27 protein-coding genes and 1 pseudogene are annotated in these 26,784 nt (G+C 62.8%); 21 read left to right on the plus strand and 7 right to left on the minus strand.

Annotation, left to right across the window (positions count from 1 at the left end):
- Positions 1 to 29 precede the first annotated feature (29 nt).
- From HDG37_RS10050 to HDG37_RS10090, 9 genes and pseudogenes are all read left to right on the plus strand, one after another.
- Positions 30 to 2,660, plus strand: a complete 2,631-nt coding sequence (locus tag HDG37_RS10050; protein WP_184046572.1) for a circularly permuted type 2 ATP-grasp protein — start codon at positions 30 to 32, stop codon at positions 2,658 to 2,660.
- The gene (locus HDG37_RS10055) at positions 2,657 to 3,547 is read left to right on the plus strand and encodes a transglutaminase family protein (protein WP_184046574.1); all 891 of its coding nucleotides are present in this window, start codon (positions 2,657 to 2,659) and stop codon (positions 3,545 to 3,547) included. The genes HDG37_RS10050 and HDG37_RS10055 overlap by 4 nt, the downstream gene beginning before the upstream one ends.
- A gap of 183 nt (positions 3,548 to 3,730) precedes the next feature.
- A complete protein-coding gene (locus tag HDG37_RS10060; RefSeq protein WP_184046576.1) occupies positions 3,731 to 3,970 on the plus strand; it encodes a hypothetical protein in 240 nt (79 codons plus the stop codon).
- A gap of 76 nt (positions 3,971 to 4,046) precedes the next feature.
- A pseudogene (locus HDG37_RS10065) lies at positions 4,047 to 5,067 on the plus strand (IS30 family transposase).
- A 25-nt stretch (positions 5,068 to 5,092) separates the two neighbouring features.
- A complete protein-coding gene (locus tag HDG37_RS10070) occupies positions 5,093 to 5,482 on the plus strand; it encodes a hypothetical protein (protein ID WP_184046578.1) in 390 nt (129 codons plus the stop codon).
- 91 nt (positions 5,483 to 5,573) lie between these two features.
- Positions 5,574 to 6,341, plus strand: a complete 768-nt coding sequence (locus tag HDG37_RS10075) for a hypothetical protein (RefSeq protein WP_184046580.1) — start codon at positions 5,574 to 5,576, stop codon at positions 6,339 to 6,341.
- 470 nt (positions 6,342 to 6,811) lie between these two features.
- Positions 6,812 to 8,533 (plus strand): ATP-binding protein, encoded by a 1,722-nt coding sequence (locus HDG37_RS10080; protein WP_184046582.1) that lies wholly within the window; start codon positions 6,812 to 6,814, stop codon positions 8,531 to 8,533.
- Complete coding sequence (locus HDG37_RS40015; RefSeq protein ID WP_184046584.1) at positions 8,530 to 9,153, plus strand: response regulator transcription factor; 624 nt, start codon at positions 8,530 to 8,532, stop codon at positions 9,151 to 9,153. The genes HDG37_RS10080 and HDG37_RS40015 overlap by 4 nt, the downstream gene beginning before the upstream one ends.
- A 121-nt stretch (positions 9,154 to 9,274) precedes the next feature.
- A complete protein-coding gene (locus HDG37_RS10090; RefSeq protein ID WP_311541209.1) occupies positions 9,275 to 9,631 on the plus strand; it encodes a response regulator in 357 nt (118 codons plus the stop codon).
- A 187-nt stretch (positions 9,632 to 9,818) separates the two neighbouring features.
- Here the strand turns inward: HDG37_RS10090 and HDG37_RS10095 are convergent, their stop codons facing one another.
- On the minus strand, positions 9,819 to 10,121 hold the full coding sequence (locus tag HDG37_RS10095; protein WP_184046588.1) for a hypothetical protein: 303 nt from the start codon (positions 10,119 to 10,121) through the stop codon (positions 9,819 to 9,821).
- A 62-nt stretch (positions 10,122 to 10,183) separates the two neighbouring features.
- On the opposite strand from HDG37_RS10095, the gene HDG37_RS10100 reads away from it, so the two are divergent.
- The 4 genes from HDG37_RS10100 (at position 10,184) to HDG37_RS10115 (ending at position 12,180) form a co-directional block, all read left to right on the plus strand.
- Positions 10,184 to 10,411 carry a hypothetical protein gene (locus HDG37_RS10100; RefSeq protein ID WP_260333721.1) on the plus strand — a complete coding sequence of 76 codons (228 nt, stop codon included), beginning with the start codon at positions 10,184 to 10,186 and terminating at the stop codon, positions 10,409 to 10,411.
- Positions 10,412 to 10,571: 160 nt separating this feature from the next.
- On the plus strand, positions 10,572 to 10,790 hold the full coding sequence (locus HDG37_RS10105) for an AraC family transcriptional regulator (protein ID WP_260333729.1): 219 nt from the start codon (positions 10,572 to 10,574) through the stop codon (positions 10,788 to 10,790).
- Between the two features lie 555 nt (positions 10,791 to 11,345).
- Positions 11,346 to 11,531 (plus strand): hypothetical protein, encoded by a 186-nt coding sequence (locus HDG37_RS10110; RefSeq protein ID WP_184025126.1) that lies wholly within the window; start codon positions 11,346 to 11,348, stop codon positions 11,529 to 11,531.
- A gap of 181 nt (positions 11,532 to 11,712) precedes the next feature.
- Positions 11,713 to 12,180: a universal stress protein gene (locus HDG37_RS10115; RefSeq protein WP_184046592.1), complete on the plus strand. Its 468-nt coding sequence runs from the start codon at positions 11,713 to 11,715 to the stop codon at positions 12,178 to 12,180.
- Positions 12,181 to 12,495: 315 nt separating this feature from the next.
- Here the strand turns inward: HDG37_RS10115 and HDG37_RS10120 are convergent, their stop codons facing one another.
- Positions 12,496 to 13,428: a LysR family transcriptional regulator gene (locus HDG37_RS10120; RefSeq protein ID WP_184046594.1), complete on the minus strand. Its 933-nt coding sequence runs from the start codon at positions 13,426 to 13,428 to the stop codon at positions 12,496 to 12,498.
- A gap of 88 nt (positions 13,429 to 13,516) precedes the next feature.
- Between HDG37_RS10120 and HDG37_RS10125 the strand changes: the two genes are divergently transcribed.
- Entirely contained in the window at positions 13,517 to 14,050 is a 534-nt protein-coding gene (locus tag HDG37_RS10125) for a hypothetical protein (RefSeq protein ID WP_090807165.1), read from the plus strand.
- Between the two features lie 273 nt (positions 14,051 to 14,323).
- Complete coding sequence (locus HDG37_RS10130) at positions 14,324 to 15,136, plus strand: DUF4377 domain-containing protein (RefSeq protein WP_311541207.1); 813 nt, start codon at positions 14,324 to 14,326, stop codon at positions 15,134 to 15,136.
- 58 nt (positions 15,137 to 15,194) lie between these two features.
- Here the strand turns inward: HDG37_RS10130 and HDG37_RS10135 are convergent, their stop codons facing one another.
- A complete protein-coding gene (locus HDG37_RS10135) occupies positions 15,195 to 15,485 on the minus strand; it encodes a hypothetical protein (protein WP_184025141.1) in 291 nt (96 codons plus the stop codon).
- Between the two features lie 110 nt (positions 15,486 to 15,595).
- Here HDG37_RS10135 and HDG37_RS10140 point away from each other — a divergent pair, with 110 nt between their 5' ends.
- Together HDG37_RS10140 and HDG37_RS10145 are read left to right on the plus strand one after the other, a co-directional pair.
- On the plus strand, positions 15,596 to 16,561 hold the full coding sequence (locus HDG37_RS10140) for a GlxA family transcriptional regulator (protein WP_184046595.1): 966 nt from the start codon (positions 15,596 to 15,598) through the stop codon (positions 16,559 to 16,561).
- A 260-nt stretch (positions 16,562 to 16,821) separates the two neighbouring features.
- Positions 16,822 to 18,546: a tannase/feruloyl esterase family alpha/beta hydrolase gene (locus HDG37_RS10145; protein ID WP_184046742.1), complete on the plus strand. Its 1,725-nt coding sequence runs from the start codon at positions 16,822 to 16,824 to the stop codon at positions 18,544 to 18,546.
- Positions 18,547 to 18,553: 7 nt separating this feature from the next.
- On the opposite strand, the gene HDG37_RS10150 is transcribed toward HDG37_RS10145, so the two are convergent.
- The 4 genes from HDG37_RS10150 to HDG37_RS10165 all read right to left on the minus strand — a co-directional run bounded on the left by HDG37_RS10150 (position 18,554) and on the right by HDG37_RS10165 (position 22,678).
- Positions 18,554 to 19,132: an energy transducer TonB gene (locus tag HDG37_RS10150; RefSeq protein ID WP_260334538.1), complete on the minus strand. Its 579-nt coding sequence runs from the start codon at positions 19,130 to 19,132 to the stop codon at positions 18,554 to 18,556.
- Between the two features lie 157 nt (positions 19,133 to 19,289).
- On the minus strand, positions 19,290 to 19,688 hold the full coding sequence (locus HDG37_RS10155; protein WP_184007118.1) for a biopolymer transporter ExbD: 399 nt from the start codon (positions 19,686 to 19,688) through the stop codon (positions 19,290 to 19,292).
- The gene (locus tag HDG37_RS10160) at positions 19,688 to 20,311 is read right to left on the minus strand and encodes a MotA/TolQ/ExbB proton channel family protein (RefSeq protein ID WP_090807159.1); all 624 of its coding nucleotides are present in this window, start codon (positions 20,309 to 20,311) and stop codon (positions 19,688 to 19,690) included. The genes HDG37_RS10155 and HDG37_RS10160 overlap by 1 nt, the downstream gene beginning before the upstream one ends.
- Before the next feature lie 21 nt (positions 20,312 to 20,332).
- On the minus strand, positions 20,333 to 22,678 hold the full coding sequence (locus tag HDG37_RS10165) for a TonB-dependent receptor (protein ID WP_184046599.1): 2,346 nt from the start codon (positions 22,676 to 22,678) through the stop codon (positions 20,333 to 20,335).
- Positions 22,679 to 23,094: 416 nt separating this feature from the next.
- On the opposite strand from HDG37_RS10165, the gene HDG37_RS10170 reads away from it, so the two are divergent.
- The 4 genes from HDG37_RS10170 (at position 23,095) to HDG37_RS10185 (ending at position 26,784) form a co-directional block, all read left to right on the plus strand.
- Complete coding sequence (locus HDG37_RS10170) at positions 23,095 to 23,517, plus strand: MarR family winged helix-turn-helix transcriptional regulator (protein WP_184046601.1); 423 nt, start codon at positions 23,095 to 23,097, stop codon at positions 23,515 to 23,517.
- A gap of 83 nt (positions 23,518 to 23,600) precedes the next feature.
- Positions 23,601 to 24,023 carry a MarR family winged helix-turn-helix transcriptional regulator gene (locus HDG37_RS10175; protein ID WP_184046603.1) on the plus strand — a complete coding sequence of 141 codons (423 nt, stop codon included), beginning with the start codon at positions 23,601 to 23,603 and terminating at the stop codon, positions 24,021 to 24,023.
- Between the two features lie 81 nt (positions 24,024 to 24,104).
- Complete coding sequence (locus HDG37_RS10180; RefSeq protein ID WP_184046605.1) at positions 24,105 to 25,205, plus strand: HlyD family secretion protein; 1,101 nt, start codon at positions 24,105 to 24,107, stop codon at positions 25,203 to 25,205.
- A gap of 7 nt (positions 25,206 to 25,212) precedes the next feature.
- Positions 25,213 to 26,784 (plus strand): DHA2 family efflux MFS transporter permease subunit, encoded by a 1,572-nt coding sequence (locus HDG37_RS10185; protein ID WP_184046607.1) that lies wholly within the window; start codon positions 25,213 to 25,215, stop codon positions 26,782 to 26,784.

The raw sequence follows: 26,784 nt of genomic DNA on the forward strand, positions 1-26,784 counted from the left end.
AAAACACGCATCACTGACATCACACGACCTTGGCCTTTCAATCGACTTTGCCCTTCGAGGCGTCCGCGCTGCCGGCGGACGCTTCGTCCCTGTTGCGATTGCTGCCGGGTCATGACGGACATTGGGACGAACTGCGTGACGAGTCGGGCGCGCTGCGCGAGCCGTGGCGGCAGTTCTTCGCACTGCTCGACGAAGACGGCGTGGCGCGGCTCGCGGACCATCACGCGTCGATCGCGCAGCAGATCCGCGACAACGACATCAGCTACAACGTCTACGCGGACAACGGCAAGTCACGGCCATGGGCGCTCGACCTCCTGCCGTTCCTGATCAGCGAGGCCGAGTGGGCACACCTCGAGCGCGGCGTCGCGCAGCGCGCGCATCTGCTCAACGCGATCGTTGCCGACATCTACGGACCGCGGACGCTGCTCGAAGATGGCCGACTGCCGCCCGCGCTGGTGTTCGGCCATCCGGGCTATCTGCGTTCGGTGAAGGGCTTCGCGCCGCCCGGCGGTCAGTATCTGCAGGTCGTCGCGCTCGATCTCGCGCGCACGCCGGGCGGCGAGTGGAGCGTGATCGCGCATCGCACCGAGGCGCCGTCCGGTCTCGGCTACGCGCTCGAAAACCGCCTGATCGTCTCGACGCTCCTCGCGGAGCCGTTCCGCTCGCTGCGCGTGAGCCGGCTCGCGCCGCTCTATTCGCAACTGATCGCGACGCTCGTGCAGGCCGCGCAAGCGACGATGCGCAACGAGGAAAGCGCTGACGCGTCACCGCATATCGCGCTGCTCACGCCTGGGCCGTACAGCGAAACCTATTTCGAGCATGTGTTTCTGGCGCGCTATCTCGGCGTCACGCTGGTCGAAGGCAAGGATCTGACCGTGCGCGGCGACCGGCTCTATCTGAAGACCCTGGCCGGCCTCGAACGCGTGCACGTCGTGCTGCGCCGTCTCGACGACGCATTCTGCGACCCGATCGAACTGCGCGCCGATTCGACGATCGGCGTGCCGGGGCTGTTGCAGGTGATGCGCGCGGGCAATGTGATCGTGTCGAACGTGCCGGGCTCGGGGTTCGCCGAGTCGCCGGCGTTGCACGGTTTCATGCCGGGTATCGCCGAAGCGTTGCTCGGCGAAGAGCTGCTGCTGCCCGGCGTGCCGACCTGGTGGTGCGGCGAACGGGCCGCGCGCGAGCATGCGTTCGCGCATCTCGACGACGCGTTCATCGTGCCGACCTGGCCGCTCACGGGACGCGACGCCCCGCCCGGCATCGAAGGGGGCAGGCAGCCGCTCGCGGCATGGCGCGAGCGCATCGACGCGGTGCCCGACGCGTTCACGATCCAGCAGGAGCAGCGCTTTTCCTGCACGCCGCGCTTCGAGGAGGGCACGATCGGCGGAAGGCCGTCGGTGCTGCGCGTCTATGCGATTGCCGACGTCAACGGCGGCTGGCACGTGATGCCGGGCGGTTTCACGCGCATGGCCGCGGAGCGTCAGACCACGGTATCGATGCAGCACGGCGGCAGCAGCGTCGATACCTGGGTGCTGTCGAGCCAGCCAAGCTCGACGTTCACGCTGCTGCCTTCGCCGATGCAGCCCGCCGATCTCACGCGCAAGCATCGTACGGTATCGAGCCGTGCCGCGGAGAACCTGTTCTGGGCGGGCCGTTACGGCGAGCGGGCGGAAAACAACGTGCGTCTGCTGCGGCTGATTCTCGGCTCGCTCGAAGGCAACGACGCCGATTCGATGTTCGCGACGCTGGTCGAACTCGCGACATGGTGCGGCCTCGTGCAGCCTGGCGACCTCGCGTCGCCGCACGGGCTGCCGTCGCCGCAGACGTTCGAGCGCGCGCTCGTTGCGAATCTCGGCGAGAGCGCGGGCAGTGTCAGCATCAGCCAGAACCTCAATTGCCAGGCGCGCGCGAATGGCGAGGTGCGCGGGCGTTTGTCGAATGATCATTGGCGCATGATCCTCGCGGCGCGCAACGACTTTCAGGACGCGTTGCAGGTGTTGTCGCCAGCCGTGGGCGCGGGCAACGGCGGCGCGGGTGCCACGAGCAGCGGCAATGCGTTCGATCGCTACGACCGCGTGACGCTGGCAAATGCGCTCGAGCATCTGTCGGTGCAACTATCGGCGATCAGCGGCGCGCAGGGCGACCGCATGACGCGCGATGAGGCGTGGCGGCTACTGTTCGTCGGGCGTCATATCGAACGCGTCGCGACGATGGCCGCGTTCATGCGCGGCGTCGCCGTGAACGGCCAGCTCGCTACGCCGGCCGGCTTCGATCTGCTGCTGCAAATGTTCGACAGCACGCTCACGTATCGCTCGCTGTATCCGGGGCGTTTCGAAGTACCGGCGCTGCTCGATCTGCTCGTGATCGAACCGCATAATCCGCGCGGCATTTATGGCGTGTACGAGCGCCTGCGCAACAAGCTCGACGAGATCACCATCGCGGCGGGCAGCGTGCGGCATCGGCCGTTCGCGGAGCTGCTGCCGCCCGTCGAATCGCTGCCGACGCTCGAATCGCTGTGCGAGGTCGACGAACAGGGCTCGTATGGCAAGCTGATTGCGCTGTGCGATCAGATCGGCAGCTTCGCCAATGCGGCCGCGCATGAGATCAGCGCGCGCTATTTCAGTCACGCGACCACGGTCGCCTCGCAGGTGTGGGCATGAAGAACGCGTCGACGGTGCTGTCTGTTTCGCATCGCACTGTTTACCATTACTCGACGTATGTCGACACCGCGCAGCATCTGGCGACGATCCGGCCGCTCGCGTGTCCGTGGCAGCGTGTGATCTCACGCAGCGAGCGGATCGAGCCGCAGCCGTCGTATCAGCATAGCCGCATCGACGCATTCGGCAACGACGTGCTGTACTTCGCGCTCGATACACCGCACGAGCGCCTGCAACTCGTCAGCGAAACCACGGTCGCGCTGACGCCGCGCTGGACCAACCTCGACGCCGAGGCGACCCCGCCCTGGGAGACGGTGGCCGAGGCGCTGCGCTTTCGCGTGGGCGGCGCGTTCCGTGCCGAGGCGGAGTACTGCTTCGCTTCGCCGAATATTGCGCTGCGGCCGACGCTGCGCGCCTATGCGTTGCCGAGCTTCACGCCCGGCCGGCCGCTCGTCGCGGGCGCGATCGATCTGATGCATCGGATTCACGAGGACTTCGCGTACAAGCCGTCGGCGACGCTGTTCGATACGCCGGCCGAACGCGCGTTTGAGCTGAAGAGCGGCGTGTGTCAGGATTTCGCGCAGGTGATGATCGGCTGTCTGCGCTCGCTTGGCTTGCCCGCCCGCTACGTCAGCGGCTATCTGCGCAACGATCCGCCGCCGGGACACCCGCGCCTGATTGGCGCGGATGCTTCGCACGCTTGGGTATCGGTGCATTGTCCGGCCAGCGGCTGGATCGATCTCGATCCGACCAATGACGTGCTCGCCGATCTGGATCATGTGACGCTCGCGATCGGGCGCGATTACAGCGACGTGTCGTTACTGCGCGGGACGATTCTCGGCGGCGGCGCGCATCGGATGGAAGTGGGGGTGACGGTGCTGGAGTTGTGATTGCGGGCGCGGTTCGGTGCCGGTATTGGACCGAGGTCGGCCAACTATTCGCTCCGCAACTCATTGTCGAGCAGAACGCGAATAAAGCCGAATCGCGTTGACTGTCTGTGGCCCGGAACGCTGATCGACCAGCTACGATTATTGGCCTTCTCGCGCAATTCAGGCTCCGCTAGAAGTCCTGCTGTGACTGTCGAGGAAAGACACGAACGCCGCAACCTGCTGGAGTTCATGATCCAGATCGGCGAGAACTACCACGCGACCAATCGCACCGATCAGGAACTGTTCACCGTGCTTGCGCTTGACGCCAAGCGGCTTCCTAACCGCCGCCTGACACCGGGAGACGCGGCAGCGCTTCTCGCTGACCCTGGGCAGGGCGCGAACGGGAAACTGGCGGCTATGGATGCTTCATGGGCAAAGCACTGACCGGCGTCGGTCACTTACGGTAAAAGCTTAGTCTCTAGTTCCAAGTGCAACACCTTGAATGAGGTAGGGTGTTGCGATGAAGAAGAACTACAAGCATTTGAGTGCGGAAGAACGCGCGGCGATCATGATCGAACATCAAAAGGGCGGCAGCATAAGAACTATTGCGGGGCTGCTGGGGCGCAGCGCTTCGACGGTGTCGCGCGAGCTGGCGCGTAATTGCAGCGTGGACGCGCCGCGCTACTGTGCGACGCAGGCGGCCTCGGCCTATCGGCTGCGTCGTCGGCGCTGCGTACGGCCGCGCAAGTTGATCGAAGGCAGCGCGCTTTATCGGCATGTGCATGATCACCTGGTCTACTGGCGCTGGTCGCCGCAGCAAATCGCTGCCAAACTGCGGGCCATGTATCCAGACGACCCAAGTCAGCACGTCAGCCACGAGACGGTCTACGCTGCCATTTACACCTATGCACGTGGCTCGCTGAAACCGGCCATGATCGCAGCCTTGCGCCAGGAAAAACCGGCGCGCGGGAATCGGCGCACGACGCTTGCTGGCGGCAGCTATGTTCCCGAGGATTTGCGCATCCAATATCGCCCCGAGCAGATCGAGCAACGGCTGTTGCCAGGGCACTGGGAGGGCGACTTCATCAAGGGTGCGTTTAATCGTTCCGCCGTGGGCACGCTGGTCGAACGCAAGACGCGCCGTGATTCTGTGCCGCATGGATGGCTGTACGGCCAAGGATGCGCTGGAAGGCTTCTCGCGGCAAATGAAGAAGTTGCCGGCCTTTCTTCGCGAGAGCCTGACCTACGATCGGGGAACGGAAATGGCCTGCCATGTCGAACTCTCCAGGCGGCTCAATATCGATATCTGGTTTGCTGATCCGCATGCGCCCTGGCAGCGCGGCAGCAATGAGAACACCAACGGCTTGCTGCGTCAGTTTCTGCCAAAGGGCACAGACCTTTCGACGCTCTCGCAGACCCAACTCAATGACATCGCCAAATTGCTCAACGGGCGGCCTCGCCAGACGCTCGGCTGGGACTCCCCCGAGGAAGCAATGGCTAAAGAGTTAGAGAAAGCTGGATTAGCTAAACGTTGCACTTGACTCTTGAGACTGCCGAGGCACCGGCTTGTCGATTCCCACGACGACGTCCGTGCTGGTCGCCTCGCTAATACCAGGGAAATCGGTTCTCTTCGCCGATATGCTACCGTTTATCAACCGTTTCCCCGATAAGCCGCTAATCTGGAATGTGTCGTGGAAGACCTTGAGGTATGCGATCGTCGCGCCCATCGTCCACTATCTGGAACGACTATATGAGTACTGGAAGGAAGCCCCGAACCTGATCGTCGCCAATCGTGCGCTGATCGCCCATATAAGCTGGGCGCGTTTCTGGGCAATCCAGATTCTGCTTGCGACACTGATTCTTATGTACTGCGCGATCGGCGAAGTGGCGCGAGTGATCGGCCACCACAGGCTCAAGACCATTTTCTTTGGCCCCCTCCCTGCACCCCCTGAATAGCTGGTCGCTAGTGAGTGATGCATAATAAAATACCGTAATCTCGCATCGTGGCTGCGACGCGCCGGGCGAGTGGATTCACCGGGAGCAATGCATGCAGCAACTCATCAGACATCCCCTCATTCTGCTGGTCGCTTCCTTCGCACTGATGGCGCTGGCCGCCCAGTTCGGAAACTCGGTCCTACGTAGGAGAATTACGCTCGACGAAGACTCGCTCGACGACTTCAGGATTGTGCAGTCCGCCACGCTGACGCTGCTAGCGCTGGTCGTCGGTTTCAGTCTGTCCATGGCGGTAGGCCGCTACGACCAGCGAAAGAATTACGAAGAGGAAGAAGCCAACGCCATCGGGACGGAATTTATCCGCGCGGATCTTTTGCCGCAGAGTGCAGCCGCCGCAATCCGCGCGGACCTCGCCCAGTATCTCGACTTGCGAATCGAGTACTACCAGACTCGCGACGCGCAGCGCGTCGCGCAGATCGATGCTGCCACTGCGGATCTGCAACGCCGGTTGTGGTCTTCGGCCAGAAGCGGCGCTGTTACCCAGCCCAGCCCGGTGGTTGCCCTCGCGGTGGCGGGCATGAACGACGTGATCAACACGCAAGGTTACACACAGGCGGCATGGCTCAACCGGATTCCCTTGGCCGCCTGGATCATGATGCTGCTGATTGGCGTGTTTGCCAATGTGCTGGTGGGTTACGGAGTGAAGAATTCGACCGGCAAAAACCGCTTCTTGCTGATCATGCCGCTGACCGTGTCGCTCTCGTTCATGCTGATTGCGGACATCGATAGCCCTCGCAACGGCATCATCCGTGTGATCCCGCAAAACCTGATTAGCAGCGCGCAATCCTTGCACAAGCCGTGATGCCGTTGGCCACTTCGTCGGACTATATAGCCTATCGCGCGAATGCTGCACTGCGCTGCCAACAGCGTATGTGGATTTATGCGGTCTGCAAATAGATGATCTGCTTTGCATATCAAGGGAAAGTAGTCCTTAGCGGACAAACAACTGATAAAAGCTGTTCGGATGGTAAAAGGCTCTGGCATAGTTAGCATGACGCACAAGTCCTGTCAGAGCCATGAAAGAGGAACGCGCCCCGACGATCGTTGCGGCAGCCCGCGCGCGGCGAGCCTTCGCGCAGGCTCGCATTATGCGTTGCGTGTTTCTGGTCATGCTCGGTTTCTGCACGTGCGCTAATGCGGAACACACCTGGCGGGTGGTCATTCTGCCAGGCGCGGACCCAACCCAGCCGGCGGCCCAGGAGCAGATTCGCGCGATACGCCATTCGATTGCCGCTGCCGCTCCGGGCGGTGTGGAGTTTTACACAGACTCACTTGACGATTTTACGATACGACAACGCCGAATTGATGCCGAGCTTTCTGGCGCTTCTGAAGAGGAAATACGAACATAAAGAGGTCGACGTAGTGATCGGGTTAGCAGACTTTGCACTCGACTTTACGAAGCGCTACCACGACGAGATCTGGCCGGGCGTACCGGTCGTGATCTCCAGTGTCGCGGAAAGCCGGAAAAAAGACATTCCTGCGGCCTTCGCCTACGTGCCGACGGATTTCGATGTCGATGGGACTCTCGCGCTAGCGGAGACTCTTCAACCGGGCGCACGGCGTCCCGTCATAGTGTCCGGCTCGGCGAAACTGGACCTCCGGTTCGCGCAGCGCGCTGCGGATACGGCGCGTGCGCGCATGTCACGCCAGTGGACCGTCGATGTGTGGAGCGGCCTGGCCGTCCCCGAACTGCAGCAGCGCCTTGCCGCGCTCGACCGTGACGCGGCCGTCCTCTATACGGCGATGTATCGCGATCGCGCCGGTCGGACCTTTTTTCCCTACGAGGTCGTCGAGCCGATGGCAAAGGTCTCTGGCGCCCCGATATATGGCTGGTATCCCACCTATATCGGTCACGGGATGATGGCGGGTTCGGTGGTCAGCTTCGATGCCAATGGCCGTAATACCGGTGCGCTCGCCGCATCGATTCTGCTCGGCAAGGCGCCCCGCCAAGGTGCCGTCTCATCGGCCAGCATGTCTCACTGCATTGCGGACCTCGGGATGATCGAGAGATTCGGGCTACACGCGACCGGACTGCCCGATGGTTGTGAGTTGATCAACGTGCGCCCTTCGCTCTGGCGGGGGTATCGGGGAATCGTGCTCGGCGCGGCTGCAGTTGTTTTGCTGCAGGCGCTGACCATTGCGGCTTTGCTCTGGCAGCGCAAGCGCCGCCGCATCGCCGAGGATGAAGCAACGCTGCGATCCGACGAACTGGCTCGCGCGGCACGGCTCGCTTCAGCGGGTGAACTGAGCGCATCTGTCGCACATGAAATCGGCCAGCCGCTTGGCGCGATTCTCAGCAATGCGGACGCGGCCGGCATGATGCTCGAAGACGAGCCCGAGGAGGACGAACTTCACTCTATCCTTGCGGACATACGTCGGGATGCGCTTCGCGCAAACCAGGTGGTGCAGCGACTTCGGGCGCTCCTGCAAGAGCATACACTCGACCTGGTCCCACTCGACCTCAATTCGGCGTTCGACGAAGGGCTGGCCTTGCTCTGTCTCGACGCGCGACGCAGACGCATCGCCGTCGAGTCGAATCTAGCGGCGCAAGACGCCTGCGTGCTAGGCGACCGCGTGCAACTTCAGCAGGTACTGGTCAATCTCGTCATTAATGCAATGGACGCGATGGAGGCCACGCCCGTCGCGGAGCGCATTGTCTCCATCTCGACCCGGGTGGCGGGAAAAGGCTACGAGCTGATCGTCGCCGACCGTGGGCACGGCATTCCGGCAGATGCCACAGAACGGCTCTTTGACTCGCTGTTCACGACCAAACCGCAGGGCATGGGACTTGGACTTTCGATTGTGCGCACCATCGTCTCAACGCACGGTGGACGGGTCTGGGGCGCGCCTCGAGATGGCGGCGGTAGTGTTTTCACCGTGTGGCTGCCGTCCGTCGCGGGACACACGCTCTCGCCGCTTCGGGCAGAGTTCGATACATCGACTGAAAAGGCCGCCTTGAAGGCTCGGCCGATGCCGCAAGGGGGACAACCGTGATTGATCACGCCGCAACGGTCATCCATGTCGTTGACGATGATCCCGCCATGCGCACCGCTTTGACGCGACTGCTGACTCAGGCAGGATACACAGTAAAGGGCTATCCGAGCGCCGGGGAATTTCTCGTCGCAGACCTTGACCCGTCGCGAGGCTGCCTGCTGCTGGACCTGGAGCTGCCCGGCCCGGGCGGCCTCGACTTGCAGCACGCGCTGCAACGGCTGGGCAGGCAGATGCCCATCGTCTTCATCAGCGCGCACCGTGATATTCCCAGAACGGTGATGGCGATCAAGGCAGGTGCATGCGACTTTCTCGTCAAGCCAATCGAGGCGCAGACTCTCTTCGCCGCGATAGACAATGCGCTCGCGGCCGCAGTCGTTGTTCCTTCTCCGGCCGAGCCAGGCAAACTGGCCGACGCACACCATCTGAACGCGCGCGAGCTTGTGGTACTGCGCGGCATTGTCGCTGGTCGCCTTAACAAGCAGATCGCCGCGGAACTGGCTGTGAGCGAACGAACCATCAAATCGTGCCGGGCCGACCTCATGCGCAAGCTGCACGCCAATTCGTTCGCCGATCTGGTGATACTGGCTGAGCCAATTGTTCGCGCACACGCCTCGACCTGAACCCGGCTTGCCCCAAAGGGCAACCGGATTGCCCCATGCCCTGATAGCGCCGGACCTTGGCTCACACGAAACTTGAGGCACGAGACCTTGGCGGGCAATGAACCATACCAGACAGTTGATCGTGATCGTCGAAGACGACGCCGGCATGGGTCGGGCATTGCAGCGCCTGTTGCGCGTGTCGGGCTTCGACATCCTGTTGTTCGGCAGCGCTGAGGCATACTCCCACGCGAACTGCATGCGCGTACCATACTGCCTTGTGCTGGACGTTCAACTGCCCGGTATTTCAGGGCCCCGTTTCTACGAGCAGCTCGGTTATCGTCGTCCTCCAGCCGTGTTCAACACCTCGCACGACAATCCAGAAACGCGCAGCGCCGTCGCGTGCGCTGGCGGCCAGGAATTGCTGATCAAGCCGTTTGTAGCCAAAGATCTTCTCGACGCGATTTCGCGGGTGGCACCAGGCGGCGGTCCGGCTCCGTGACATCGCACTCCGGATATGCCGGCTGACCAGCTTTGAGAAATTTGCGCGACGTGACGTTCGATGTGGTATCGCGTCGGGCCGTAGCAAACTTGCAAGCGGACATTCAGGGCTGCCGGGCGATCGTCTCAAATTGGCCGGCCGGCGACATCCGCGTCAGTCTAGCGAATTCGCGCCGGCAATCCGGCTATCACGTTCCTTCGCCGTGGCTCTGCGGTCCAGATAAGCCCTGCGATTGCTGCTCCCACCGGGTGATTACATCAAGGCGGCGAAAACCATAACGCTGTTCAAGTGCGTGCTTCTGTTTTCTTCCGACCACCTGCGCGAGCCCTAGTCGCGCACTCAGGCGGTTCGGTCCATTGCGTAGCTCGTCCGGGTACATCTGTTCGGCCACCAGCCCTGGGACGATCGTCGGCGGCGGGCGCACATCGGATGGCATTGGGCGTAACGGTGTTGACTTTGCGATGAGGTTCAGTTGGTTGCCGGTATTCAAGTCAGTTCAGCCATAATGTAGAAAACGTCGCCGGAGTTCACCCGCTCATGAAGTCTCGTTGCTTGGCAGCAGTTCTCGTCGTTCTCGCTACCGGCTGCACATCGACTCCGGCGAACAATCAGCCGGCGGTCGATACGAACGCCTACATCCTGCACGTTCCAGACGGCGCACCGTCCGCTGACTCCACGTCAAGACCACCGAGACTCACTGTCGGCACCAGCTATTCCGACACGCAACTTATTCTGCCGTGGTTCCTCAACGACATCATCAACTTCGTCAACTATCGCTAGTCTGGTGCGCGGGGGCACTCGGGTGCGTTCCTTCCTCTGCGAATCTACGGTTGAACGTGCGTACAGATGTGTGCAATGCCTGTGCAAGATCCTGTATGGTTACCGGCTGCGCAATATTCTGTTCAAGATAGTCGCGCGTTTTAGCCACGATGGAACCGTGATGAAATGCGCTGAATGTCCAGTCTTCCAGCTCGTGAAAGACGGACTGCGAAGGGATATTGCTGTCCATCGGCTGACAAACTCGAACTCGAACTCGAGCGTGGCAGTGCTGGCGTTCGATCTTGGCTTTTCCTACGCCACCGGTTTCTGCCGCGCATTTAAACATTGGACCGGCAGTAGTCCTTTTGACTATCGCAAGGGCACCCGTCAGGGTGAGTGACGAGAAAGAGTCATGTCTGACTATGTTTTAAACGATTTTGAATGTCCGTGTCGAACGGCTGGAACTGAGCCGAACTGCGCCAATCATCGGGCGCGTGTGCCGGACGGTGCATCAGTTGGCCAACGAGGGTAAGGCTTACGAGTACGACGAGACGGTGGCCCATTTGGCGCTGTCATCGGACTACCCCGAGTCGATCCCCATGTTGCCCATTGACTGGCAGTTGCCGTGCGGTGCTTTCAAGCAGGGCGCCGGCCCGCAGTAGGCTATGTGCAATGATTCCATCAACCTACGACTCCCGCCCGCGTCCTCACGAAGGCCGCCGGGCGTTTCTTCCCGTGCTTTTTCGGTGTGATTCGGAACGCGGAATTTTCCTCGGTAGGCCCGCTTGCGTGCACCGCCAGCGGCAACAAAAGGCGCGCGGGGCGATCCTGTGGTTAGCGTGGCTGGAAACAGCGGGCGGCGTGACAGTAGTGCCGGCGTGACAGCGCGTATGACTCAAATCGGCCAGGTGAACTATCATGGTAGAAACTGTATTCATCAGCGCAGGAGCACATCATGACCTCCAATCCATCCGCTGAGCCGACCGGCACCTCTCTCGACCCCGCGCAAACTTCCGCCGGCAAGACTCGCCAGCCCGATCCGAAGGGCCTGAAAAATCCGGCCCCAGACGACCTTCCTAACGCCGACGCGGCAGAGCCCGAGCCTCACGAGCACCTCCCGCCCAGAAGCGACGACAACTGATTCAACACCGCAGGTGCCGACGTCGTCCGCATGACAATCCACGCGGCGGGTTCGCGAGTGGTTCGCGCATGCTTTCGCGCCGACGCCGTGAAGTCGGGGAGCGCTCGCGGTTCACGCAAATGGCTCGATGCATTTCGTCCAACAACGTCACGGCCCAGTTTGAACCGCACAGGAGCAAATCATGCAGAACGTGCTGGTAGGTTATGACGGGTCGGCGTCCGCGCAATATGCCGTTGCTTTCGCCGTCGATCTCGCGAAGCGTTTCGACGCGCGCTTGCATGTGCTCGTCGTCGCGCGCACGCCGGACTGGGGTGCGATAGAAGTTGAGCGAAAAAATCTGATCGATATGGAAGTGCGCCATGCCACCGAGATTCTCGACGACATCAAGGCGAAGCTCGCCGCTTCGATCGGGGCCGTGGAGTTCGATCTCGTGGTCGGCCCGCCGGCAAAGGAGATCGTGCTGTACGCGGAGCGGCATGCTATCGACCATCTCGTGGTGGGGCATCGCGGACATACGCCGTTCGATCGCTGGCTGATCGGTTCGGTCGCCCGCCAGGTGCTCGCCTACGCGCCGTGCGCGGTCACCATCGTGCGCGATCCGGCGACGATGAAAAAATCGCGGCATGAGAGCGAAGCACCATCGGCATAAAATCCGCACCTGGCCAATCACGCACACGGCTTGCGCGATTGCGACCACGTAGCGCCGATGGCGTTTTCCGGCCAGCGCTCATCGAGCGCTCACCCGATCTCTCTCCGGTCATTGACAGGCCGTCAGGGCAACACTGGAGAATCATGAAATTGCAAAAGATCGAAGCTGGGAAACTGCTGCAGATGATGGGCTCAGGACAAACGCGACGCCGTGGCTCGAAGGCTGAACGAGCGTCGAAGGAAGACGTTGGATTACGAAACGCCGGCTGAACGGTTCCATCGAACTATTGCATCGACCGGTTGAATCCGCCCTTCGTCAACTGTCGCCAGGCATCGAGCGCGTCGCGCGGCTCTTCACATGATCGATGAACGCACGCAGCTTCGGCATGATCTGGCGGCGGCTCGGATAGTAGAGAAACACGCCCGGGACCATCGGCGCGTACGCCTTCAGAACGTCCACCAGCTTTCCCGTTCGCAACCCCTCGGCGGCCATCGGCTCGGGTAGCTGGGCAAGGCCAACGCCTTCGATCGCCGCGCCCAGCACGCTCGGAAAATCGCTGGCGATGAAAGGACCGGAGACGGCGATCTCGATCGGCTGGCCGTTGTCGTTGAACGACCACAACGCGAGCGCGCCGCTGGAGCGCCGCCAGCGAATGCATGCATGCTCGCGCAGATCGTCCATTTGCTCGGGGCGGCCGCGCGCCGCGAAATAGGCAGGACTTCCCACGACGACAAAACGGAACGGTGCCGTGAGCGGCACCGCGACCATGTCGGCGGCGACGAACTGACCGAGCCGGATGCCGGCGTCGAAGCCTTCCGTCGCGAGATCGATCAGCTCCTTGCTGGCCGCTATTTCCACCTCGACCTCGGGATTGGCCTTGCAGAATGACGCGATCAGCGGCTCCAGCAGGATCGGCACGACTGCACGCGGCACGGAAAGACGCAACAGGCCGGACGGTCGCTCGCCGAGTCCGCGCGCCACCTCGCTGGCGGCGACGAGTTCCTCGAAGGCGGGCTTGGCCCGAGCGAGAAAGCGCTGGCCGGCTTCGGTCAAGCCGACGCTGCGCGTGGTGCGGATGAAGAGCGTCGCACCGAGGCGGGCTTCAAGCACACGCACCGCCTGACTGACGGCCGACGGCGTCACGCCCAGTTGCGCGGCGGCCCCGCGAAAACTGCGATGCTCGGCAACGCTGAGGAAGACTTCGACGCCGTCGAGCGCGCCCTGCCTGACTGTGAAGTTCTGCTTCATAGCCTGTCAACATTGTGAGGAATAGTCACCCGCGCGAGACGATGGTACACCTAACACCTGCGCGTCCAACACTTGACAAGGAGGCACCATGTCATCGCGGCTTCTGTTCCAGTTGCACCTCGTTTTGGGCTATCTCGCCTGGCTGCTGTGCTTCGGCACCTACGTGTGGCCGAAGCTCAAGTCGATGGCTCCGTTCGACGCGCAACGCGCGATCGCCACGTTGCACAGCTTCCGCTTCTTCGGGCTCGCCTTTCTGTTGCCTGGTGTCGTCAGTCCGCAACTGTCCGCGAGCTTCGCCGTGTTCGCCGCCTATGGGGATTTCGCCACGGGGGTGCTGGCGATGCTGGCGTTGCTGACGGCCCGGATACGTCCGCTTTTCTGGTCGTTCGTCGTCGCTTTCAATCTTGTTGGTATGGCCGACCTGATCATCGACTACTACCACGCAACCGCGGCCGATCTGCCCGCGCATGCAGGCGAGCTGGGCGCCTTGTACGCGATTCCGATCATCTATGTGCCGACGCTGGCGATCACGCATGTTGCCGCCTTCTATCTGATGTTGCGCCCTCGGCTGAAGCGGCGTCACGCCCGTCCTTCCGTCGGCCGTGACATTTCCCAGGCGTAGCCTGCTGCACTGGCCGCAGTTCGGCCGCGTAACGAGGAATCCGATCAGCATCGAGCGACGTTTTTACGCCTTCCACCTGCGTTATGCTGTCGGTCGTCGAGTCGATGCTCGCGGCCTGAACGAAGCAGGTGCGCAAACCCGGCCTGATGCGGCCGGGTGGTACCCTTCACTGGCACTTCCGGTTTTCGTGCATGCGACCTGATTCTCGCGTCCCTTGGCCCGACGACGCGAGCAACCGCCCGGAACGACCACTGAACCCAGCGAGGTGCCGACGTGAAATACTGCATGCTATTGCTGCCGCTCGTTCTCGCCGCCTGCGCACAGGCACCGGAAGTGACAGCGCCGGCGCCATCGGCAACCACGGCAGCCGCCAACCCGGCGTCGCCGACCGGCACCGATCTGTTGACCCGATACCACTGGCAACTGAACACCGCGATCGATCGCAATGGCACGCACATCGATGCCCTGTTCGTGCGCCCAGACAGGCCAGTGCAGCTCGACTTCAGTCCGTACCGGATCACCGTCGTCAATAGCTGCAACAGCATGGGAGCGGGTTACACCGTCAGGAAGGGGTATTTGCAGATCGGCCCGATGGTCAGCACGATGATGGCCTGCCACGATGCCGAGCTTGCCGCACTCGACGATGCGATCTCGCAGCGTGTGCGCGGCAGCGTCAACGTGACCCTGCTCGCGCGGGACAACGCGCCGAGCCTGCAACTGGTCACCGATAGCGGCGACACGCTGAGCTTTACCGGTGTGCCCACGGCCGAGATGCGCTACGGCGGCCCCGGTCAAATAGCGTTCCTTGAAGTGGCGGCGCAGTCCGTGCCGTGCAACCATCCGTTGATGCCGAACGCGCAATGTCTGCTCGTGCGCGATCGCTTCTTCGACGAGCAGGGCCTGGCGACCGGCACGCCTGGTCCGTGGCACCCGTTGAATCAGGATATCGAAGGCTATACGCACACGCCGGGCATCCGTAACGTCGTGCGCGTGAAGCGTTTCACAGTCAGGAACCCGCCTGCCGATGGGCCGTCGGTCGCTTATGTGCTGGACCTGGTCGTCGAATCGGAGAAGGTCGGGCAGTAATGCTTCTTCAAACGTGCCGCCAGGCACATTGGCGGCACGGCTCCCCACCAGCGTGACTTCACCCCTTCTGAATCAGCCGCCCCAGCGGCGCAAGCGGTCCCACCGGCAGGTATTCATACTTCATCAGCCCGTCAGCCACGAGCGGCAACGCGTTGAGTATTGCCTTGGCCTCGTCGACCGACCCGACGTTCATCAGGAAAATCGGTCCGGCCTTGTCGCGGAACCAGAACTGCTCGACCTTGCCGTCGAGATAAAGCTGGAGCGTGGCCGGCACCTCGTGTGGCATGTGCTGCTGGAGCTTGTCCGGGGTGAGGGTCGGTTGTGCGGTTGCGATGGCGAAAACTTTCATCAGTGACCTCCTGAGTCGACGTTGGTTGCGATGTACAACGGGGCTCACTGTAGCCCTCGGCCGGGAAAAGCTGTATCGTCGCAAATGACAACTTTAGGGTCATTTACGCCATGCGCATCGCCGTGCTCGCCTTGCAGGGGCTGTTCGACACCGGTCTCACCGTCATGCTCGACGCGTTCTCGCTCGCCAACCGGTTCGCGGCCGCGAAGATGGGCGGGCGGCCGCACTTCGAACTGTCGGTCGTCGGCGTGCGCAAGAAGGTTCGCTCAGGGCAGGGGCTGACCATCCCCGTGCAAGCGATCACCGCGGACCCGAAGCCGGACTGGGTGATCATTCCCGCGCTCAGTACCGGTACGCCGGAGCAACTGGTACCCGCGCTCGAGCGGCCGGACGTGCGCGACGCCAGGGTGCAAATGCTGACATGGCATGCACAGGGCGCGTTGATCGCCGCGTCGTGCATCGGCACGTTCCTCGTCGCGGAAACCGGACTCCTCGATCATCGCGAAGCGACCACGACCTGGTGGCTGGGTCCATTGTTCCGGCAACGCTATCCGGCCGTGTTGCTCGACGAGTCGCGCATGCTGGTGCCATCGGACGTCGGTGTGACTGCGGGCGCGGCGATGGGGCATCTCGATCTCGCGCTGTGGTTGATCCGCCGCGCGAGCCCCGAGCTGGCTACGCTCGTGTCGCGCTACCTGCTCGCCGACCTGCGCTCATCGCAGGCGCCGTACATCATCCCGAACCATCTGGCTCAGGCCGATCCGCTGATTCAGCGTTTCGAGCGATGGGCGCGCGATCATCTGAAGGAAGGGTTCTCGCTGCAGCATGCTGCGGCCGCACTGGCGACGAGCGCGCGTACGCTGCAGCGTCGTTGCCAGGACGTGCTCGGCAAATCGCCATTGGCTTACTTTCAGGACCTGCGTGTCGAGTATGCACAGTCGCTGCTGCATGGCAGCGGCCTCGGCATCGACGCGATTGCGGCCGAGGTCGGCTATGTCGACGGTGCCACGTTGCGCACGCTATTGCGCCAACGGCTCGGCAAAGGCGTGCGCGATCTTCGTGCGGATCTGCGTTGAAGGCTATAGCGAGCGCGGCAGCGAAGCCGATTGCAAAGTCGACTCTTACGCGCTTTCCGGATCGCAACCGACGATAGAATGTGCTGGCCGCCTGGCTGCAATGCATGCCGTGGCCGCCGGCGGCTCGCGGCACGCCGTTTGCTATGCACCGCATTGCCGTATACCTTCGCGCCTCACATCCCCCAGCGCAGACACGGCGTGCGAGATCAAGCCGACTCGTGCGACCGCGCCTCCAAACCAAGATGGAGACAGTCATGCCCATGCAGCGCGCCGTTCCGTCATCCTGCTCTTTTGTTCCGGTCATTTCCGTCGCGTCATTGCTCGCGGTTCTATCGTTGAGCGGCTGTGGGGGCAGTGACAACATTCAGTCGACCGCCGCCGCGCCGCTTGGCTGCGCGCAGTTGACCGGCAAGAACGTGCCGGCGTCAGCAATCGGTTTGCCGACCACCGGCGCGACCGTGACCGCGGCGACCGTGATGCCCGCGTCCGGCTCGGGCGCGCAAGCGACCGGCGAGTATTGCCTCGTCAGCGGCGCGATCAGTCCCGTCGATCCCGCGGCGCCGCAAATCAAATTCCAGATCGCGATGCCGACCAACTGGAACAGCAAGATCATGATGTTCGGCGGCGGCGGCTACGACGGCACGATTCCCGCGCCGACAGGCAACGTGCCGGCCGGCCCGACCGCGCAACTGACTCCGCTTGGCCGCGGCTACGCGGTGTTCGCGAGTGACTCGGGACACGAGGCCAATGCGCTCGGCAGCGAGGACGCGTCGTTCGGCGTGAACGACGAAGCGATGCAGAACTTCAACGGCGACGCACTGAAGAAAACCCGCGACGCGGCCGTCTATCTGATCGACGCGCGCTACGCGGTGAAGGCGCCGAAGCGGGCGTATTTCGCGGGCGGCTCGTCGGGCGGACGCGAGGCGCTGGCGGTGGTGCAACGCTGGCCGCAGGATTGGGACGGCTCGATCGTGCTGTATCCGGCATGGGCGGCCGCGAGCCTCGATCTGCAGTTCGGCCGCATCACGCGCGCACTGGCGGCGCCGGGTGCCTATCTCGACCAGGCGAAGCGCAAGGTGCTGCTCGACACGGTGCTCGCGAGTTGCGACGCGCTCGACGGCGTTGCCGACGGTCTGATCAGCAACGTCGCCGCGTGCAACGCGACCTTCAATCCCGCGACGGCGACGCTGAACGGCACGCCGCTGCGTTGCGCGGGCGGCGCCGATACCGGCGACACCTGTCTGTCCGACGCGCAGATCGCGGCGCTGAACGTGTACAACACGCCGATCACGTTCGGCTACACGCTCGCGAGCGGCGAGACGCAGTATCCGGGCTTCAACGTGTACGGCGCCGATCTCGGCATCGCGAATCCTTCGGCGTTGCAGCCGACAGTGACCACGCTCGCGCTCGGCAGGTCACAGCCCGCATCGCCGATGCCCACGACCGCGCCGTATCTGAGCGTGTTTTGGGACCAGTGGATCCGCTACTTCGTCACGCGCGACCCGAACTACAACTCGCTCGCCGTCGATCCGCAGAATCCGGGCAGTCTGCAGGCGCGCATCAGTCAGCTGACGGGCCTGCAGGACGTCAACAAGACGGATCTGTCGGCCTTCAATGCGAAGGGCGGCAAGATCCTGATGGCGCACGGCATGGCCGACGCGCTCGTCAGCACGCGTTCGACCGAGCAGTACTATCAGCGTCTGCAAGCGACGATGGGCGTGTCCACCGTGGCGAACTTCGTGCGCTTCTACGAGATTCCCGGCTATGGCCATGCGCTCAGCACCGTGTTCAACGCCTCGTGGGATTCGCTGACGACGCTCGAAAACTGGGTCGAAAACGGCGTGGTGCCGCCCGCGCAGATCGTCGCCGATACGGCGGGCGTGCCCGGACGCACACGGCCGCTGTGCCAATATCCGACCTTTGCGCGCTATAACGGCTCGGGCGACGTGAACGTCGCGGCGAATTTCACCTGCGCAAGCCAGTAGGCGCTGTTCAACTGACGTTGAAATGCACGCGGATGTTTTGCGTGCTTTCGACGGGCTGGCCATCGCGCAGCGCGGGAAAAAAGCGCCAGCGCCGCAACGTGTCGAGCAGCAGCTGATTGAGACGGGGGTTCGGCGTCGCGTGAATGAGCTCGACATCGACCGAGCCGTCGGCGTGGATCGTGAAGCGGGCTGTCGCGATCGTCTGATAGGCCTGCTCGCGCAAGTCGTCGGGCAGCGTCGGTAGCGGTTGCGATATGGAGCGGGCGGCGGTGTTGGAGCTTGCCGAGGTGGCTGGAGCGGCGTCGCGCTGTGCTGATGATTGCTGCGATCCCGCGGCGGCCGTTTGTTCCGGCGGATCATCTTGCGACGGGCGTTGTGCCTGACTAGCAACCGGTGCCGACGGCGCTGCGGCAGCGGGCGTCGTCAGCGTCTGCGGCCTGGTTGGCACAGGCGGCACCGGGCGATGCGCTGAGGTACGCGATTGCGTCTGCGCGTGCCGTGGCGCCTGTTCCGCTGGAACCGCAACCGGAGTTTGCGACGGACGGGATTCAGGCGGCGCAGGCTCGTCGAGCACGACCACGCGCATATCCAGTGGAGCAGGCGGTGGGGCTGGCTGACTCGACTTCAGCAACCCGGACGACAGCGCTGCCAGCACCAGAAGCCAGATACCCAGCGAGATCAGACAAGCGACGGCGGTACGCAGCGGTCCCACAACGTGTCCCCCGAACAGCTCGCGGCAAGCTTTAATCACGATGCACGGCGATCAGAAAGTGTTCGGCGCCCGCGCGTCGCGCCGCGAGCATGGCCTGCACGACCGCGCCGTGACCCGCGTGATCGTCGGCCGCGATGACGACGTTGCCGTCCGCGCGCAGCAGGCGCTTCACTTCAGGCTCGATCTGATCCGCGCGAACGACGTGGCGATTGACCGAGACCTCGTCGTTGCCGTTCACCGATATCGTCAGCGGCTCGCTTGTGCTGATCGGCTGCGCGCGTCCCGAAGGCAGGTTGATCCGCACCGCGTCGAGACGTTGCATCGCCAGCGAGGCGAGCATGAAGGTCGCGAGCAGAAAGAACATCACGTCGATCATCGGAATGATTTCGATGCGGCCGCGCCGCGAGGCGCGCGAGCGTTTGAGTTTCATCAGCGCTCGCCTCGCGCCTCTTGTTGCAGGCGCAGCGCGCTGAGTCGCGCGTTGGCGAACAGTTCGAGTTCATCCATCAGACGCTCGAGCCGCCGTGAAAAATAATTGAACGCGAACAGTGCGAAGACCGCGACGATGAGTCCGATCGCGGTCGCCACCAGCGACTGCGCCACCCCGCCCGTGACGCCGCCCGGATCGACGAGCCCATTGCCGCCGAACAGCTGGAATGACTTCATCATCCCGACGATCGTGCCGAGCAAGCCGAGCAGCGGCGCCGCCGTGACGATCGTCTCCAGTAGCCACAGACCGCGGCCCATGTCGCGCTCGATCTGCGATGCGATCGATTGCGCCGACGCCTCGCGCAGCCACAGCGGCGAGTCTGATTCCGACAGCCACGGTGCGGCCATGCGCCGAAACGCGTGGTGCGGGGCGAGACGGTCGAGACGGTTGTCATCGGCTGACGACGTGGGTTGCAAAACACGCGCCGGTGCGCTTGCGAAGCGGGCAAACACATACGCCCGCTCGATGATGATGGTCAATGCGAGCACGCCGAGCACGCTGAGCGGATACATGATCCATCCGCCGGTGCGCATCGCCGCGATAAAGCCTGTCCATTCCTGCATGATGGTTCTCCCTGCCGTCGATCAGAAGTACTTGGTCACGCCCGCATAAACCGCGAAATGCGGACCGTACTGCGGCGCGCCGACGCCGATGCCCGAGCCGTCACGCAACTGGTACACGCGGTTGAATGCGTTGATCACCACCAGACGCGCGTCGAACTTGCCGATCATCGGCTCGTTGAAGTGCTGGATTACGCCGAGGTTGAACTGCGCATAGACGGGCAGGCGGTCGGTGTTCGCAAAGCCGCTGCGCAGGCCGGAGCCGACGATTCCGTCGAACGTGAAGGTGGTTTGGTGGAAGTCGTATGCCGCGCCGAACGATGCGGTCACGCGCTGGTCGTGATCGAGGTACACCCAGTTGTTCGAGATGTACGCCAGTTCGTCCGCACCGAAATTGAACTGCGCGGAGTTGATGTTCTTGCCTTGCGCGCGGCTATACGCGAGGTTCAGATACGCGGAGAGATTGTCCTGTTTGTAGTTGGCGGTGAATTCGACGCCATACGTTCTACCGTACTGGTAGTTGAACGGCGCGTAGATCAAAGCGGAACCGAACTGTCCTTCGTCGAGCAGGTCGGTCGATTTCTTGTAGTACGCGTCGAGTCCGAGCGTGACGGCAGGGCCGAGTTTCTGCGTGATGCCGAGATCGAAATAGTGGCTGCGTTCCGGCTTTACGGGATCGTTCTGCGTTACCGAACTCTGATTCGTCGTGCCGTCGAACTTCGATATCGTTGAGCCGGACACGAGTTCGAACGGCGGCGGCGTGAAGTAGCGCGCGTAGCCGGCGTGCAGCGTCGTCGACGGCGTGAGCGTGTAGACGAGGCCGACGCGCGGGCTCAACTGGCTCGCGCTCGTGTACTCGTCCATGCGGTCGTAGCGCAAGCCATAGTTCAGCGTGAGCCGGTCGGTCAGCTTCCATTCGTCCTGCGCGTACAGGCTGTACAGATAGCCGGTCTTGCTGCTGCTGTCCTGGATGTTGAAGGGCACGTCGGAGAGCTGGTTGCCGTCCGCGTCGGCGGGGAACACAGACACGTTATTGTCGAATACCGCGTGTTCCTGCTGGAAGAAGACGCCCGTGCGAACCGTGTGACTGTCGTTGATGCGCCAGGTCGTATCGACCTGCACGCCGTTGGCTGTGTTGCTATGGAAGTCCTCCGATGCCACGCCGTTGAACATGAGGTCGCCGATCGGATCGGGGTTGAACTTCGTGCGCGTATAGCGCGTAAAGAAGGCGACCTGGTAATCGAGCGCGCCGCCGTTGGTGCCTTGAAGCGCGAGCGCCGCGAAATTGTTCAGCTCCGATTGCGTTTCGTTCAGTTGCGACGAATCGAACGTGCTGTGGCCGTTGAGCGCGAAGTTCGGCGTGAGCCCCGGCGTGTTTGGAATCTCGAACTGGTTGCTGGTCGCGCCGAACAACAGACTCACACGCGTGAGCGGATTGATCAGATACGACAGATAGCCGAATGCATCGCCCTGGCGCGTGTGATCGTGAATCGCACTGGCGCTCGCCGTCGGATTCTCGATGCCGAGATTGTTCATGCCGAGCGAGCCGCTCAGGTAGTAGCTGAACGGTCCCTCGCTGCCGAACACGTCGGCGCTCGTTTTGACGGTCTGATGGCTGCCGCCGAATACGTCGATCGAGCCACCGCTGCCCATGTCGCCCGATTTGGTGCGGATGTCGACGATACCGGCCGTGCGGTAGCCGTACTGCGCGGGCAGGGCGCCCGTGAGCAGGTTCAATTGATCGATGATGCGCGTGTCGAGCGACTGGCCGAAGCCGCTGATCGGCTCCGGAATGATGATGCCGTTGATCCGGTATTGCAGATTGGCGTGCTCGCCGCGCACGTGCAACTGGCCGTACGAGTCGTTGGCGACGCCGGGCGCTTGCAGCAGCACCTGATTGAGCGGCGTGTTCGCGCCCGCCGGCATCGTGTCGATGTCCGCCTGCGTGAAGCGATAGACGCTGCTGCCCGTTTCGGGCAGCAAGCCGTTGCGGGCAGCGTTCAGACGTTGTGCGTTGACCTGCACGTCGAGTGTGTCGCTCTTTTGCAGTTGTACGCTGACGCTCGCCGGGGCGGCGGACTGGGCGGTCGCGATGCTGCTGCCGCTTGCAAAACCGGCCGCGGTGACGACGACCGCATACGTGCCGGGCGCCACGCCGTCGATCGAGAAGTGGCCCGACGTGTCCGTGCTCGACGCGCCGATGGAGGCGCCGCTCGCGTCCTGTACCTCGACTTTCGCGTGAGCGACGGGATGGCCCGCGGGATCGGAGACCGTGCCCGTCAATATGGCGTTGCCTGGCGCGCCCCATGCGTTCGAGATGGCGGTACAGAACACGATCGCCGCCTGTGCGGTCAGTGTGCGTTTTTTCATTGTTGTTGCTCGAGCTATGGACGATGCGTTGATGAACAGAAGCGTTCGGCAAAAGCTCGCCCACCTCGCCCCTGGCCGGCAGGGGAAGGACGGGCGAACTGGAGGTTGACGACGCGCGATAGCAGGCCCGTCGATCAGGCCTACTTTTCGATGGGAACGGTAATGGCGATGAGGGTCATAAGTGGTCGTTGAGCATGGACTGTCCGCTCATAGGTCGGACGAATTTTGTTGGACGTCGCAGTGGCCCGCGTGAAAAACGGCAGGACTGGAGCGCCAATTTTTAGTCATGTTATAACATAACAATTACAGCTGGCAAGTCGCAAGATGAAGGCCGCCGTAGCGCAACGGGTGAGGCATTTGCCCGTTGCCATTCGAAAAACTTGACACAGTGCATATGCACACATAAACTTCGCTCCATGAACCGTCCTCTCTCCTACGACGAATGCAACTGCTTCGCGCTGCGCCAGGCGGCGCGGCACGTCACGCAGATGTACGAGCGCCATCTCGGCAGCGTCGGGCTGACCGCTGCGCAGTTCACGATCCTCGCGAAGCTCGCGCGCACACCGAACCTGCCTATGGCGGAGCTCGCGGAGGCGATGGTGATGGAGCGCACCACGCTGGTTCGCGCGATGAAGCCCCTGCAGCGCGACGGCCTCGTGCTGGCCGAGGCGGCGGACCACGACAACCGCACGTTGCTGTTCAGCCTGACGGAAAAAGGCGAGACGACGTTCGATCAGGCCTCCGTCGCATGGCGCGCCGCGCAGGACGAATTCGAAAAGAAGTTCGGCCGCGCCCGCGCAAAGACGCTGCGTACAGAGCTGTTCAGCATCACCGGTTAGATCGCGCGCAGGAACCCGCTTCGGCGGGTTTTATGACGGCTCTTAATGTGCATATGCACTAACGAGCAAAGGAAGTGCAGCGAATGGAAGCGCTTTTCGACGACGACTGCTTTGCGATCCGCCAGGCCGCGCGTCACGTATCGCAGATCTACGACCGGCACCTGTCGAATGTCGGGCTGACCATCACGCAGTTTTCGCTGCTGGGGCGCCTGAAGCGCACCGGTCCGATGACGATGAAGCAGATTGCCGAGGCCATGCGCATGCAGCGCACCACGCTGGTCCGTACGATTCAACCGCTGCGACGCGACGGGCTGGTGTCGAGCGAGGCGATGGGCGCGGATGCGCGCGCGCTGCTGATCTCGCTGACCGCCGCGGGCGAAGAGAGGCAAGACGCAGGCCGGGCTCATTGGTATGTCGCACAGGCCGAGTTCGAGCACCGCTTCGGCGAGGAGCGCGCGGCTGCGCTGCGCACCGAGCTGTTTGCGATCACCCGGGATACGCTTTGACATAAACGCTGAAGATAGCGGAGGCCGGCGCACTGCGCCGTTTTTTTCAATCTGAAGAGTGCATACGCACATATCGACACCATGTCCACAACTCCTTCGACCGTCGCGCCGCCAAGCGCGGTACAACCCGTCAGACAGGCGCGGCGTATCCCGTGGATGCTGCTCGCGATCCTCTCCGTTCTCGTCGTGTTGGCGCTTGCCACTTCGTACTGGTTCTTCGTCGGCCGCTTCGTCGAGAGCACCGACGATGCGTACGTCGGCGGCGACGTCACGGTGATGGCGCCGAAGGTCAACGGCTTCGTCACCGACGTGCTCGTGCGCGACAACGAGTTCGTGCACGCCAACCAGGTGCTCGTGCGTCTCGATGCCCGCGACTACGACGCGCGCCTCGCCCAGGCCAGTGCTGAAGTGGAGAGCGCGCAGGCCGCCGTCACCGAACTCGAAGCGAAGAAATCACTGCAACTCGCGGCGATCAACGAGCAGGCCGCCGAGGTCCGCGCGTCGGGCGCCGAGCTCACACGCAGCGCCGCCGACCAGACGCGCTATCGCGAGCTGGTGAAAGACGACGCGGTGTCGAACCAGGTCGTCGAGAAGGCCGACGCCGATCTGGCCAAAGCGCGCGCCGCGGTCGATCGCAGCAGCGCGGCGCTGCTCGCGGCGCAACGCCAGATCGCGGTGCTCGACGCTCAGATCGGCGACGCGAAAGCGCGCATCGCGACCGCGCAGGCCGCGCAGCGCGTCGCCGCGTTGAACGTCGAGTACACGACGATCCGCTCGCCGATCGATGGCTATGTCGGCAATCGCACCGCTCGCGTTGGGCTGCTCGCCAACACGGGCGTGTCGCTGCTGACCGTCGTGCCGGCGAGCGGTTTATGGATCGACGCCAACTTCAAGGAAGATCAGCTGCGCAAAATGCATTCGGGCGACAGCGTCGACGTCGAACTCGATGCGTCGAGCACAACGCTGCACGGCGTGGTCGACAGTCTTGCACCGGCGACCGGTGCGACCTTCAGCGTCTTGCCCGCGGAAAACGCGACCGGCAACTTCACGAAGATCGTGCAGCGCGTGCCGGTGCGCGTGCGCCTCGACGTGCCGAAGGACATGCAGGGCGTGCTGCGTCCGGGCCTGTCCGCGACCGTGAAAGTGCACCTCGATGCGGGCCATCTGGCCGCGCAGGGATGAACCGATCATGACTCACGCTTTTGACAACCCCGCCGACCAGCCGACCCGCACCAAGGTCTTCGCATTCGCGCTGATGTGCGTCGGCTTTTTCATGGCGACGCTCGATATCCAGATCGTCGCATCGTCGCTGCGAGATATTGGCGGCGGACTGTCCGCGAGTCAGGATGAACTCTCCTGGGTGCAAACCTCGTATCTGATCGCGGAGATCATCGTGATTCCGATGTCGGGGTGGCTCACGCGCGTGTTCTCGACGCGCTGGGTCTTCACCTTCTCCGCGTTCGGCTTCACGGTCACCAGCATGCTGTGCGGTCTCGCGTGGGACATCAACTCGATGATCCTGTTTCGCGGTCTGCAAGGCGCGCTCGGTGCCGCAATGATTCCGACCGTGTTCACGACCGCGTTCGTGCTGTTTCCCGGCAAGCAGCGTTTGATAGCATCGACGACGATCGGCGCGCTTGCTTCGCTTGCGCCAACGATCGGCCCGGTGATCGGCGGCTGGATCACGTCGCAATGGTCGTGGCACTGGCTGTTCTATCTGAACCTGGTACCGGGCGTCGCCGTCACGCTGTTGGTGCCGAAGTACGTGCATATCGACAAGGTCGATCTGTCCTTGCTGAAAAAGGGCGACTACTTCGGCATCTTGCTGATGTCGGGTTTTCTCGGTTGCCTCGAATACGTGCTCGAAGAGGGACCGCGCAAAAACTGGTTCGGCGACGACGTGATCGTGCTGTGCGCGTGGGTCGCGGCGATCTGCGGGTTTCTGTTCCTCGTGCATGCGTTCACCGCGAAGGAACCGATCGTCGATCTGCGCGCACTGGCGTTGCGCAATTTCGGTATCGGCAGTCTGCTGTCGTTCATTACCGGGATCGGAATCTTCTGCACCGTGTTTCTGACGCCGGTGTTTCTTGCGCGCGTGCGCGGCTTCGATTCGTTGCAGATTGGTCTCTCGTTGCTGTCCGTTGGCTGTTTTCAGTTGCTCGCGCTGGCCGCCTACTCGACGCTCGCGCGCTTCGTCGATATGCGCATGCTGATGGTGTTCGGACTCGCGCTGTTTGGCATCGGTTGCTATCTGTACGTGCCGTTGACGAACCAATGGGGCTGGCAGCAGTTGCTGATTCCACAAGCGTTGCGCGGAATTGGCCAGCAGTTCTGTATTCCGCCGATCGTGACGATGGCGCTGGGTGCGTTGCCGCCGTCGCGGCTGCGCTCCGCGAGCGGGCTGTTCAATCTGATGCGCAATCTCGGCGGTGCGATCGGCATCGCGGTCAGCAGCACGATGTTGAACGACCGTCTGAACCTGCACTACGAACGGCTCGACGAACATCTGAATGCGGGCCGTCCGGTCGTCGAATCGATCTTGCAGAAGCAGGCCGAGTATCTGTCGGCCGTTGGTGGTGATGTCTTGAACGCCGCGAGTGCGGGGCTCGCCGAATTGCACGCGGCATTGATGCGCGAAGCGCTGGTGCTCGCATTCTCGGACGCCTTTTTGGCGGTTGCGCTGTGCTTCGTGGTCGGCTTGCTGAGCGTGCTGTTTTCGCGCCCGTTCGGCAACAGCGCGCCCCCGCCCGATGCCCATTAG

It is taken from the genome of Paraburkholderia sp. MM5384-R2, assembly GCF_014201025.1.
Lineage (GTDB): Bacteria > Pseudomonadota > Gammaproteobacteria > Burkholderiales > Burkholderiaceae > Paraburkholderia > Paraburkholderia tuberum.